The organism is Pseudomonas sp. DVZ6, from assembly GCF_024259445.1.
Lineage (GTDB): Bacteria > Pseudomonadota > Gammaproteobacteria > Pseudomonadales > Pseudomonadaceae > Aquipseudomonas > Aquipseudomonas peradeniyensis.
This window is the reverse complement of sequence record NZ_JANCLM010000002.1, coordinates 128,124-140,691: the sequence shown is the minus strand read 5'-3', so window position 1 is coordinate 140,691 and position 12,568 is coordinate 128,124. Positions and strand designations below refer to the sequence as shown.

Annotated in this window: 11 protein-coding genes; 6 read left to right on the top strand and 5 right to left on the bottom strand. The window is 52.8% G+C overall.

Annotated elements, in window-relative coordinates; translation table 11 throughout:
* Positions 1-73 precede the first annotated feature (73 nt).
* From NMG10_RS02020 to NMG10_RS02005, 4 genes are all read left to right on the top strand, one after another.
* Positions 74-1,129 (top strand): fimbrial protein, encoded by a 1,056-nt coding sequence (locus tag NMG10_RS02020; RefSeq protein ID WP_110737111.1) that lies wholly within the window; start codon positions 74-76, stop codon positions 1,127-1,129.
* Positions 1,130-1,164: 35 nt separating this feature from the next.
* Positions 1,165-2,391: an EAL domain-containing protein gene (locus NMG10_RS02015; RefSeq protein ID WP_110737109.1), complete on the top strand. Its 1,227-nt coding sequence runs from the start codon at positions 1,165-1,167 to the stop codon at positions 2,389-2,391.
* Positions 2,392-2,516: 125 nt separating this feature from the next.
* Positions 2,517-3,650 carry an aminotransferase class V-fold PLP-dependent enzyme gene (locus NMG10_RS02010; protein WP_254463685.1) on the top strand — a complete coding sequence of 378 codons (1,134 nt, stop codon included), beginning with the start codon at positions 2,517-2,519 and terminating at the stop codon, positions 3,648-3,650.
* 22 nt (positions 3,651-3,672) lie between these two features.
* A complete protein-coding gene (locus NMG10_RS02005) occupies positions 3,673-4,224 on the top strand; it encodes a YdeI/OmpD-associated family protein (protein ID WP_254463683.1) in 552 nt (183 codons plus the stop codon).
* A gap of 452 nt (positions 4,225-4,676) precedes the next feature.
* Here NMG10_RS02005 and NMG10_RS02000 read toward each other — a convergent pair whose 3' ends face one another.
* The gene (locus tag NMG10_RS02000; RefSeq protein ID WP_232856231.1) at positions 4,677-5,747 is read right to left on the bottom strand and encodes a hypothetical protein; all 1,071 of its coding nucleotides are present in this window, start codon (positions 5,745-5,747) and stop codon (positions 4,677-4,679) included.
* Positions 5,744-7,378, bottom strand: coding sequence for an AAA family ATPase (locus tag NMG10_RS01995; protein ID WP_232856230.1), 1,635 nt, complete (start codon positions 7,376-7,378; stop codon positions 5,744-5,746). The genes NMG10_RS02000 and NMG10_RS01995 overlap by 4 nt, the downstream gene beginning before the upstream one ends.
* A gap of 508 nt (positions 7,379-7,886) precedes the next feature.
* On the opposite strand from NMG10_RS01995, the gene NMG10_RS01990 reads away from it, so the two are divergent.
* A complete protein-coding gene (locus tag NMG10_RS01990; protein ID WP_028688843.1) occupies positions 7,887-8,123 on the top strand; it encodes a hypothetical protein in 237 nt (78 codons plus the stop codon).
* 76 nt (positions 8,124-8,199) lie between these two features.
* The gene (locus NMG10_RS01985; protein WP_232856229.1) at positions 8,200-8,508 is read left to right on the top strand and encodes a DUF3077 domain-containing protein; all 309 of its coding nucleotides are present in this window, start codon (positions 8,200-8,202) and stop codon (positions 8,506-8,508) included.
* A gap of 279 nt (positions 8,509-8,787) precedes the next feature.
* Here NMG10_RS01985 and NMG10_RS01980 read toward each other — a convergent pair whose 3' ends face one another.
* The 3 genes from NMG10_RS01980 to NMG10_RS01970 all read right to left on the bottom strand — a co-directional run bounded on the left by NMG10_RS01980 (position 8,788) and on the right by NMG10_RS01970 (position 11,935).
* The gene (locus tag NMG10_RS01980; protein WP_232856228.1) at positions 8,788-9,537 is read right to left on the bottom strand and encodes an FRG domain-containing protein; all 750 of its coding nucleotides are present in this window, start codon (positions 9,535-9,537) and stop codon (positions 8,788-8,790) included.
* Between the two features lie 275 nt (positions 9,538-9,812).
* Positions 9,813-10,442, bottom strand: coding sequence for a hypothetical protein (locus NMG10_RS01975; protein WP_254463681.1), 630 nt, complete (start codon positions 10,440-10,442; stop codon positions 9,813-9,815).
* A gap of 143 nt (positions 10,443-10,585) precedes the next feature.
* The gene (locus NMG10_RS01970; protein ID WP_232856226.1) at positions 10,586-11,935 is read right to left on the bottom strand and encodes an ImmA/IrrE family metallo-endopeptidase; all 1,350 of its coding nucleotides are present in this window, start codon (positions 11,933-11,935) and stop codon (positions 10,586-10,588) included.
* Between the last annotated feature and the right edge of the window lie 633 nt (positions 11,936-12,568).

The following is a 12,568-nucleotide window of genomic DNA, read 5'->3' as shown; positions in this document are numbered from 1 at the left end:
ATGCGTCCTGGATAATTCAAAACTCGGCTGCCTTATTCTGTCGGCGATGTCGATATGCAACGCGAGGTGACAGATGAATAGGCTGGCATTGGGCTTCGCCTCGATGGCGCTGTTGCACAGCGGGACCGCTTTTTCGTATTGCACGGGTGGTGGTGAAGAGGTTTATTTAACCTTCAACATGGGTACACAGTATGTGCCACGTGATGCCCCCGTGGGGTCGGTCATAGGCACGGCCAACATGAGTTATGTGTACCGCCCCGACAATCCCTGGAACTGCGGCGCCAGTGATGAATGGGATGTGCGCTTCAGCGATAACTTCCCAGTGGTAAACGGTATTCAATTACCATCGATGGAGAGTGGAATTTCCACTGCGACCATCGTCAAGACCAATGTGCCCGGAGTGGGTCTGGTGGTCAGTTCGGAGCCGTTGAAGAAATATAATGTGAGCAGTGGGTCGCCGCCCTATGTTCCTTACAAGACACGTCTGACGGGCTGGGTAACGCAACATACTAGTGCCACGGCAAAATTCACCCTGGTGAAAATAAGTCAAGCGATTCCCGCTGGAAGCTCGAAGATAGAAAACCCTTACTCTACGATTAGCTACTGGTCGTATCGTAGAAAGCACAGCATCTTCCTGGTGGGTACGGTCGTGCGCTCCGAGTGCTCCATCGAGGGGAATGCCCAAGCCTATATCGAAGTACCCATGGGCACGATCGGGCGCAACGTATTCAAGGGCAAGGATAGTTATACGCAAAGCAACGATGTACTGATTCCGCTCACCAACTGCACGCCGGGCAGTTACCCCGCCAACCAAGGCTGGAACTACTATCAGAATGCCAATGCCTGGCTCCGTCTCGATGGCGCCAAAGGCTCGACCATCGTTGATGCCGGGCGTGGTCTGTTGGGCCTAACGCCGGAGTCGACTGCAAAAGGGGTCGCGGTACAGGTACTGCGCAAGGACGGGGTCACTCCATTGCCGCTGGGGCAGGCAGTGGCCATTTCGCGGCTGAGCAGCGGCAACATGAACATCGAGCTCAAGGCTCGTTATATCCAGACGTCCGATTCGTCGCTGGGCCCGGAACCGGGTTCGGCCAATGCGCGCGCGGCGTTCACTGTCACCTACAAGTAAGCCGATGCGCGGCTTTTTATCAGGAGTTGCAGGCCATGCCGACATTGAGCGTGCTTTTGCTGTGCGCGAATGCCTACAGGGTCGAGCGGTTCACCGCGCTGTTCGCACGGCTGGATTTCGTTCGGCTGCAGGTGGTCACCCACGAAAGCGACTGGTCTGAGCCTCTCTGTGGACAGGAGGGACCGGACCTGGTGGTGTGCGACAGCTTGCCTGCGCGAGGAGGCATTGGTTATTTGCGTCGGTTGTGCGAGCACAGCGGCTTTTTCTCGGTGATCGAATGTGAGGCGTTGGCAGCCCCCATCCGCTGGGGGCTCAACCATTTTCGTGTGCAGGCGGGCAAATATTTCGTGGGCAGCTACGATGCGTTGGCGGCAGCGCAAATCGATGGATTGCTGTTCAAGGCGTTGACGGTCAAGCGAACGGTGAGGCGCCATAATCTCGGTAGCCTGCCACGTTCATCGCGGGAAGTGATGAACGATTGGAGAGAGGCGTTGGATATTGACCAGGCTCTGGATCAGCAGCAAATCGTGGCTTTCTATCAGCCACAGGTCTGTTTGAGGAGTGGGCGCATCTGCGGTATCGAAGTGCTTGCCCGCTGGCGGCATCCACAAAAGGGGGTGTTGGGGCCGCAGGCTTTTCTCGACCTGATTGATACGCCGCAACGCCATGCCCGACTGCTGGACTGCCTGTTGCAGCAGGGGTTGAAACTGCAAAAGCACCTGCAATTGAGCGCTTCGGGGGAGTGGCTGGTGTTTTCCTACAACATCGAGCCCAGCCAGTTGGACGAAGAAGGTTTCGCCAGCCGAATCCTCCGGCATATCGAGCAGGCCGGCGTACCTTGCAGCCAGGTCATGCTCGAAGTGACCGAGCGTGACCCATTGGCGCTGAACCTCAACAGCATCGAGAACATCAGCCAACTGGTGAAGAGCGGAGTAGGGCTGGCGCTGGATGACTTTGGTACGGGCCACTCGACACTTGCGCGGTTGGCGCGCATTCCGTTTGCCCAGGTCAAGCTCGACGCAGGATTCGTTGCCCACGTGAACAGCCTGCGGGAGACACGGGTTGTTGAAGCGCTGGTAGGTCTGGCGCAAACGATGGGCTTCGAACTGATAGCCGAAGGCATCGAAACAGAGAAGCAGCGGCTGCATCTGCAACGGCTGGGTGTGGATGTGGGCCAAGGCTTCCTGATGTACAAGCCGATGAGTTGCAACGATCTGCTCGAGGTCCTGGTTACCAGTCTCGCGATCTTGCGCTTGGGCTGATAGGTCAATGCCAATTTGATGGTGGGGCAAGACTGTCGATTGCGAAGTGCCTGATGCATCTTGTCATTTGCAATAGCTTAGGGCAGGGTCGATGCCATGGACCTCTCTGCCAAAGGAACCGCACCATGTCGAAGATCTATCCCGGTATCGATCCCGAAGGGCTGGTCGAGTACTCGGTGGTCTACACGGACCGCTCGCTCAACCACATGTCCCAGTCGTTTCAAGGTGTGATGAAGAACATTTCAACCACCCTGAAACAGGTCTACAACGCCCAAGCGGTTGCGGTGGTTCCGGGCAGTGGCACCTTCGGTATGGAAGCAGTGGCACGGCAGTTTGCCACCGGCCAGCAATGCCTGGTGATACGCAACGGCTGGTTCAGTTATCGCTGGAGCCAGATCCTTGAGATGGGCAACATTCCGGCGGCCACAACGGTGCTGAAAGCCCGGCCGGTTGAAGCGGGGCGCCAGGCTGCCTACGCCCCGGCCCCTCTGGACGAAGTGCTGGCCGCCATCGAGGCGCAGAGGCCGCAGATTGTCTTCGCCCCCCACGTTGAAACGTCATCAGGGATCATCCTGCCCGATGAATACCTGAGGGCCGTGGGCGACGCTGTGCATGCGGTGGGTGGCCTATTCGTGCTGGACTGCATCGCCTCAGGCGCGATCTGGGTTGATATGCACAAATGCGCGGTCGACCTGCTGATCAGCGCACCGCAGAAAGGCTGGAGCGCCTCACCTTGCTGCGCCCTGGTGATGCTCAGTGCCTTGGCCCTCGAGCGCATCGAATCGACGCAAAGCACCAGCTTCGCCTGCGACTTGAAGAAGTGGCTTCAGATCATGCAGGCCTATGAGCAGGGCGGCCACGCCTACCATGCGACCATGCCCAGCGATGCCCTCGCGCGGTTCAACGAAGTGATGAAAGAGACGCAAGCCTACGGTTTCGACAAGGTCTGCGACGAACAACAGGCCCTGGGTGATCGGGTGCGCGCAATGATGACCCGCAAAGGTATCAAGAGCGTGGCCGCAGTGGGCTTTCAGGCCCCTGGCGTGGTGGTGAGCTACACCGATGATGCCGATATCAAGACTGGTAAGAAGTTTGTCAGCCACGGCCTGCAGATTGCTGCCGGCGTGCCGTTGCAATGCGACGAGCCGGCCGACTTCCAGACCTTCCGCATCGGCCTGTTTGGGCTCGAAAAGCTACACAATATCGAGCGTACGGTCAGCACTCTGGAGCAGGCGCTGGACGAAGTGATGGTTAACTAGGCGCTCGGTGGGAGAACTTGCAATGACAACAGACGATGCGAGGTCCCGATTCGAAGCCAAGCTTCTTCGTCCGTTAAAGCCCGGTGATGACAGGTCGTGGGCGTTTGCTGTTCTTCCAAGGGACGCGAGCGAACGGCTTCCGAGGCGGGGAAGGACGTCCGTTGACGGCACGATCAATGGGCATCCTTTCCGGGCAACCCTGGAGCCCGATGGTCAGCTGAGCCATTGGCTGAAGGTCGGTAGCGAGTTACTCGACGCGGCAGGTGTGGCCGTCGGCGATATCGTTACTCTCGAATTAGTCCCTGTGAAGAAGGAGCCCGAGCCTGACATCCCAGCGGATTTCGAGGAAGCCCTGGCAACCATGCCTGAGGCTAGAAAGGTTTGGAACAGTACGACGACCCTCGCGCGGGTGGACTGGATCCACTGGATTACCTCAGCGAAGCAACTCAAGACGCGTGAAAAGCGAATAGGTGATGCCTGCGAGATGCTTGCGACCGGCAAGAAGCAGGTTTGCTGTTTCGACTCGTCCGGCTATTACAGCAAAGCATTTCGGGCGCCCGAGGCGGAAAATTGACCCGTGGTACCGCCCGGGAACATCCAGGGGCGCAACCAGCCCTATGTTGTCGACAAGAGAACACTTTTTATGTGCTCTGAATCGGACTTCCCTCTTCTCTGTAGTCCATTTCCGAAACATACTCCCGCCGCCTTTCAGCCATTGCAGCAGCCCCATCAGCCATCTAGTCTCGCCAAGTCGCCGCAAAATCGACGACACGGTTTTGACAGACCGTCCCCTGATATACGGATCATGTGCAACGCTCTATGGCGGCTGTGCGTGGGGCACTTCAGTGCGCCGAGTTCCGATATCCTCGGTCTGTCAACCCACGTACCGCTGCTACCCATTTAGCCACACAGCGCAGGTACGTCTATGCGACGACGATACTAGCGCGGATGGAGCTTGCCACTGCGCCCACCATTGGCGGGCTGCAGCGGCGTCTCTGGAATCCTTTCGAACAAAAACCACCGATACTAGTGAATGTTTAATACATTGTTTATATCAAACATTTTTACAATGTCTCTATTGTATTTCCCGTACGGCAAAGATAAAATTTCTTCTTTTTTCTTTATTACGCCAAAAGCGTTAATTAAATCTAATAATGCTTTAAACTCATCGGGAGCGCATGCAGGATTAGCAAGTAAGTGGGTCCTCTTGCTGAGAATATCAATGAGATCTGCTGTGCGCGCAAGCTTAGTGCCACCAGTGTAGCGCTCTTCTAGGCCTAAAATTCCAGCCAGTTGGTCAGGGAATGTACTCACATTAATGAGCTTGACCTTATCAATAGGCTCATTGTTAAGCACTGAGTGGTTCAGTTCGAATCTATAGATAGAATCAAAACACCGCTGATAGGGGTGTATGTGAGTGTCAATGTCAAAGATTTTACCCTCCTTAAATATCTGATTGCATGTTTTGCAAGAAGGGATGTGATTATAGAATGATAGCGCCAGGTAAGGGAAAGCGTGCTTCGGATAAAAGTGATCAATATCATAAAGCATCATGATTCTGCTTTTTGGCGCAGCCTTTGCGACTTTTATGATCTTTGCCGATTCATCGTTACAATACGGACAGGTTGCCTGCTCAAAAAGTAACTTTTGATAGCGTCTGTAGCAATGATCGCTGCCCCGATAAGACGTATAATTAAATACTCTTTTTAGTAGGAGGTCTCCAAACGGTTGTGACTTGGTATTGCCTTTGAGTATTACAAATAGATCTTCCTCGCGTAAGATACTTTGGGCTGTCGCTATTATTGATTTTAGCTGGCTAGGTTTTGCGGTAATGATATGCTTGAGATAAGCTGGGTCCTCTAGTAGTTCAACATACTTCAATTGTCTGGCAGCGGCATCGCCGCCAACCAGATTCACGTGCTTCTGACTTGAAACTAACGCCCTCAATCTTCGGGCTTTTGATGTGAGGGCGTGTTTGATCGGTTGCTTGAATCTATTGGCAGGATTCAAGTCGTTCCACATTTCCTCGACAATATCATCAAGAAGCTGGGGTACATCGGCGTACTTGGTCGACAAATGACTATTAATGCTTATCATTGCGCTTCGACCCGCTTGCGAATGTGAAATTTAATGACGTCATCATCAACCACAGACAGTGCAAGTCTGAGGCTTTCGGCATCCTGTTGGCTTAAATTTTTTTTGTCGAGAAGTTTAAATATTTCTCTCAAATAACCAGAGGACAGATTCCCGCTTCTTTTCTGGTTCAGCCCGAATGAATATTGGTAAATATCGTAAAGGTTGGCCGCAAATGTTTTGTGTCTACTTGCAATCTGGTCGCCACCCCCAATACAACTATCGTATTCATGATTTAAAATGACCACGCATTGGTTAGGCAGATCACTTATTAGAATCGGGGAGTGCGTTGTGAAAACTATTTGCACAGTTCCTTCGGAAAGTTCAGGTAGGCACTTTATGAGTCTTTCTACAAACTCCAGCTGCCATTCTGGATGTAGGTAGAGATCGCCCTCATCAATGCATATCAAGGTTGATTGCTTTCTATTGGTTGTGTATCTATAGCGATCCACACCATTCCATATCGAGCTAAATAGATTTAGATATGCTTTCTGACCCGAACTAACTCCCGACCAGCTAATTGAGCCAAATCTAAGAGATTGAATTATGCATGCCAAATGTCTGTACCAGAACGACTCGCTCGGCTCAAAGTCAATTGAAAATATAAACTTTTGCCCTTTGATGGTGTCGTCGATTTCGAATTTCATCTCATCAAGAAAGCTTTCTAGTTTAAATAGAATTGTCAGGGTTTCGTATAATAGAAAGTTAGAATTCCACGGGATCACATCGTTGTCGGAAGAATAGCACTCTCGTAGCTCTCCAATAAGTTCTTCGAGCTCTTGGTGCGGATTGCCATCTAAAATACTTAGCATGTGAGCGATGAGACGCTCATCTGGTACATCCCTTTCAAGCAAGACCTTTAGAAAACCCATCTGGATGGTTTGTCTCACTAAGTAAAGTTTTCCCCTGCCCCTATTTTTCTTTCGGGTTTCCGCTAAATAATTTAGAATTGGCACTACGGGTCCTTGCCTGGAGGTTTGGTTGTGTCGGGTGATAAATTTTTCAATTTTTATTTCAACCCTCGGCGGCGCTTGTAGCTCAAGCTTTTTAAATTCTCTTGAATGAAAAAATTCAACATCATTGATGAAGTCTGACTCTATTGAGTCTCGTAACCTGGCAAGAGTTCTAGGGTTATTTTTATTGTTCACAGAAACATCGGCAACCCCATCGCCAAAATCAATATAGTTTTTATCGAAAACATTAGAAAAGAATACTGCGTACATCTCCTTGTTGCTATCTATATCTGTCGATCTGCTGATTTCGAAGTTGGCAGTAATGGGTTGCTTTAAATTGCTAGAACAAAAGAAAGCCCCATTAACGCTGAAGACCATCAAGTATTCATGCCCGAGTTTTTCTCTACTGGTCAGAACGCGGCATATCAATTCTAGCGAATTCGTTTTTCCTGCACCGTTTATACCTAGCACTCCAGTGATGCTTGTTATGGTGTCGCCAAATAAATTGGGTATTGGGCTTTTCTCTACGCGCTGGAGGAAATTTCTTGAGCTATCAAATTTGAAGTCGAAATCATTAGAAAGGCAGATACCAAAATTTTCTAAATTCTTAAATTTTTTTACCCATATAAAACAAATCTGCATTAGGTCGTCCTTTTGATCTGGTATTACATGTATGACTTAGGTTGCGCGCTTTAAAAAATTCATGGCGCAATGCCACGTTTGAAGGGGATTTTACCTGACATATACCTGACCGGTGAAAGCGCTGCAACGTATATCCGGTCCATCGTCAGCTTGTTCGAAAAGCTCGGTGTCGTCGTGGAGCAGGTGAGGGAGACCATAATCTACACAGGATCGGATTTTCCCTCTTCTCTGTAGTCCATTTCCGAAACATACTCCCACCACCATACAGCCCATTGCAGCAGCCCTATCAGCCATCTAGTCTCGCCAAGTCGCTACCAAACCCGCGACACGGCTTTGACAGGCCGTTGCTGATAGAAGGATTGCACGTTGTCGCTTATGGCGGCTGTACGTGGGGCACCTCGTGTGCGCCGGGTTCCTTCATCCTCGGTCTGTCAACCCACGTACCGCTGCCACCATTCTGTTTGACAGCAGGATCTTGGCGGTTCAATCCCGATGAAGGAGTGTAACCATGCTAAAGATCGTTCCTGACCCACCGCTACACGACAAGTACACCACCCACACCCTCGAAGACCTCCTGGTCCAGATCTCCGAATACCTCGTCTGCGCCCTGACCGTCAGCCAGCAGACCGTCTTGCTGCACGCCAAACCCCCAGGCCAGGTTTTGACCCTCGCAGCCATGCACGAAATCGACAGCGCCCGCACCCTGGTGGAAGTGGCGCTGAGTCGCGTGCAATCCCGTCATTGACCTGGCGAGCCCGGGCTCACAATTGATGTTCACCGATCAGGCCCCGCGCCGTTCGCGGGGCCGCAGGAGGAGTGGTATGGATAAGGAATTGCAGACCCCGCGCATCAGGAAACTCGCAACCACTGGCGTCGGGCATTTTGGCGAGGCTGGAGAGGAGGGCGGTCAAGACCCGCTGTTCCGTGTTGTGGCGGGCCATTCGATGGACCATGCGGTTGAGCAGGCAACCGTGCTGATGTGTGCAGTGCACAAGATCAGTGATCTGGCCATGGCGGAGACGGATCATCTGCCTACGCTGCTGACGGCGGTGCATTACCTCAGTGGCATGGCCAAGGCGCTGGCCCAAGATGTGAATCATGGGTTGATGGTGGGACGGAGAGCTGAGTAGGAATGCGGTGGCCGCTTCGGGGCGCTCGGTACCCGTGTCGCCTTCGAATCCGATTCCGAGGAGCCGACTTCCATTCAAGTCGGAGATAGTGCCAGGGCCAACGCCCTTCAAAAGAGCATAGTAGGGGGCCACAGGCCCCGCGCCCACAAAAAACTAGATAAGCCGCAAGGACGCGTAGCTTTCAGCGGCGAAAGTTGCTGTCGAGTTTAGTTTCTGCAAGCACTAAATCTAGCCGGGCGGGGTGCATTTGAGCTCCCCCCCGTGTGGTTGAAGCCCGCTCTAGCGATTTTCTGCACGCATAGCCAGAATTGCCCTGACCTCCGAGGATTTGGCATTGCCAGCTAATCCAGGGTAGATCCTTGAATGACTGAGGCCCATAGCATCAAGATCAGCCATTGCAGAGCCAGTTTCATCAACTGGTACAAGGTATTTTCTTAGGGCAGATTCATTACCCTCACGCTGCGCGACGTAGTCTTCGATTGAACGAGCGTGGTTCTGCAGGTATGTAAATTTCCCGTGCTGGTTTCGGATGCGTTCGTTACCGAAACTTGGGACATTAACGATCGAACAACCTGAATCGTCATTCCAGATATAGTGTGTTGAGTCCAGTACCCAAATAGCCACATTGGACTCTATTCGATTACCGTGTCGGATGTGCCCGCTAAACGCAAAGAACGCAGCTACGTAGGGGCTTTCGCTCCAGTCCAGTAATCGAGTGGGCAACCCGTGATGCTGTCCTAAGCTCAGCATCATCATCCGGTCATTTCGGACGTTTGGAGGCAGGTCTTCCTGCTCACACTCACGTATGAATCCCTCCAGGATGCTGTTAGCCACAGCAACCTTATTGGCGGGTAGACCTTCGTTATCTGCATACCAGCGGTCAAATGTGGAAGCCAGTTTCCAGGACTCACCGCCTTGACCTCGAAAAAGAAATCGGCCCTTTTGGAAGCTGCTTGCTGGAAAAAGATCACTAATAATCCTGATCTTGAAGTCAGCCCAGCTTTCGCATTCCACGGTTGTGACGTTCATTTCGATCCTTGAAGTGTGCCTATCGGAGAGCTGAAGGTAGCGAAGTGACATCTCTCTGTCCATCCTGAGTGAAAGTGCGAGGCTTATGCCTATCCACCTCGGTTGTCGTCGCACGCGATTCCGTATGCAGCTTTCAATCGCGATCGCAAACAGGTTCAAAACGACATGGATGAGCGGGGTTACTGACGTTTCTGAACGTTAGGCGCGGCGCAAAATGCATTGAGTTACGCTGATGGAAGCAGGCCCCACCATCACGGTGAGGCCAGTTCAGGGGCTTAACGGGACTTCGGATACCAGTCGCTTTTACCTGGGCTGATTTCGCCCGGGCGGTATCCATACCTGGCCTTTAACTCCGGTAGGAGGTCTGCGTACAGATGGCTCAGGGTGTCCAGAATCATGGACACGTAGAGCTCGAACGATGGATGCCTGCGCCAGTACTCGCCAGAGATCGCATTGTTTAGGGAGCGATCGAACCACCCACGCAGCGCCAACAAGACACCTTCGATGCGGGCCTCCAGGCTTTCGTTTGAGAGCGCTTGCTTCCTACCCTCAGACTTCATTTTTTCACGCTGCAAGAAGTTGGCCGGGAAATAGCCTAGAGCTTCACCTGCTTCATGCAGCTTCTCGTGTACTTCACGGTGAGCATCGCGATCTTCTTTGAGATCAGCTGCAAAGGTAAAGTCACAGAATGTACATTTGCTCGCACCATTACGGTCAGGTGAGATGTGCACATGGAGCATGAGCCATTGGTCATACCTGCGAGCGGCTTCGTGGTAGTTCCTGACGCCCAGTACCTGGACTGCTGCGATGTCTTGGCGCTGACTTAACTTGAGCGTGGGGTGAGCTTGCTTGAGCTCTTTGGCGAGGCGTTTGACTTGCTTGATGTGGCTGTAGGCAATTTGCATTTTTCAGCTCTGCAAAGGGCTGGCCTGGTGTCCACTACGAGGCAACCTGATGATGGTCAGGTTCGGTGTTTCAACTGTCACGATAGTGCTAAAGCTTCGCTGGCGTGGACTGCCGGCACCTACCGAGTACCGTGGTGCGGAGACTACCACTCTTGGCTTTGGCTAGCAATTTGCGGGAGGCCGAGAGGTGGCCTGTTTGATGTTCGGGCGTCAACCAATAGCCCCAAACGGCTCAAGCGAAGACGAATGGCTGTTTTTGATACGTGGAAGTGATGGCTCAGATTGTCTGAAACCAGTCGGAAGCTTCGGTAATTCCCAGGCTGGTGGTCGAGGTAGAGGAGACCGTGTCCTCGGTTTTGGATGTTGTAGATCACTGCGAGTAACGCGAGTCGTTCGAGCAGCCTCATGGTTGGCATCAACAGGAACGAAGCAAATGCATTGGCCTGCCACTCCAGTCGCTCCACGTCGGTTCTAGGTATTCGGACGCTATCGTGCTTCTCCATATCGCTCGCATGCAGCTGCTCACGCTTCAGATATGCACCGTGACCCAGATAGTAATGGCCTAACTCGTGAGCCAAGGTGAACCGGGCGAGAGGCGCATCCTTGTTGTCTGTGAAGATCTGGATCTCCGGAGGGGCGAATGAGATACCGCCCAAGGCCGATCTCGATGGCCCGCTGAAGATCACCTCTAGCCCACTACTCGTGCGCTCATGGTCAATTATTTTTTCCAGATCGACATGACCGCTGGTGTAGCCAGTGCGCTGTAGCACCTCTGTTGCCCTTTGCTCAATCTGCTGTAAGGAGAGGAACGCGACCCTTTGCCTAGTCGCAGGTTGACGCTGAATTAGCTGCTGATAGCCCGCGGTATCCTTTCCAAGCTCAGAAAAAAGATTTTGGAAAACACCTGCCAATGAATTCGTATAACCCTGAGGAGTGGCGGCGTAGGTAGTGTAGATTGCAGGCTGGAACGAGGGAGCAATGAGTGCATTCAGGATTTCAGTGCTCCTGCGTTCAGATGCGCTCACAGCGCCCATGAGAAGGGAGCGCGAGAGTTCCCAGGTGAAATTTCCCTCATCGAGGTGACGAACTACCGCCATGCCTTTGTTCCTGGCGAAATTCAGGGCACTAGCCTGGAATGCGCTCGCGGTGACAAACATGCCTTTGGCATTATGGCCGGTGACCTGACCAATCTTGGAGCTGAACTCCTCGACGTCATTGATCGGTATGGTGCTGCCGTAGTTCTTGCACTCGACCAGCATGATCATCGAAGGGGTATCAAATCCTGGACGCGTCACCTCGATGGAGATATCGAACACAATGTAGTCCTCTCGCTCTCGAGAGAAGTACTTCGGTTTTCGTTGGATAGTGGTGAACTGAGGAGCGAAGAAGAGGTTACCGGCCTCAAGCTCACGGCTGAGGTACTCGAACACCTTCTGCTCAAAGAGATCGCCTTTGTGGTACGTGCTGAGTTTCGGGGTTTCTAGGGACGTCATTTGGCTCTGCAGGCCTACTCCAGCGCATTAGCTCAGGTACAATAGCGAAAAGCCATGACTCATCCAAGCGCTGCTTGGAGAGGGATGAGAGGGAAGGGCTCTGGCACAGGTCAGGTGGCCCGGATCCACGGGACGATGCGATGCCCCGCACCCGGAATCTGTGGGCGATGTGATGTTTGGCTATCGAACGCATCGTAAGAGAGGGAAAAGGTATTTCCAGCCGCACCTTAGCCAGCCTAGGATTTTCGCAACCACTCGACATCGTCCATAAGATGAGCTCGACATGCTCGATAGGCAAGCTCACAACCACCGGCGTCGGGCATTTCGGCGAAGCTGGAGAGGAGGGCGGTCAAGACCCGCTGTTCCGTGTTGTGGCGGGCCATTCGATAGACCATGCAGTTGAACAGGCAACTGTGCTGAGGCAAGCCGGCTCCCACCGACCGCGCCGCTCTCAAGCAGACATGCGCCGCTCACGGCGCCCGGTCCGTTCACGGTGTGAATGCAAATAGCTTTTTCCCCAGACAGAGTGAAGCATCGGACACCGCAGACTTCGTGATGGCTTTATGATTTCACTCCGGTTACGCTCATTCTCGGCAGAGAAGAGGTGCAGTGAGCCAGTGCCATTAGGGCTTT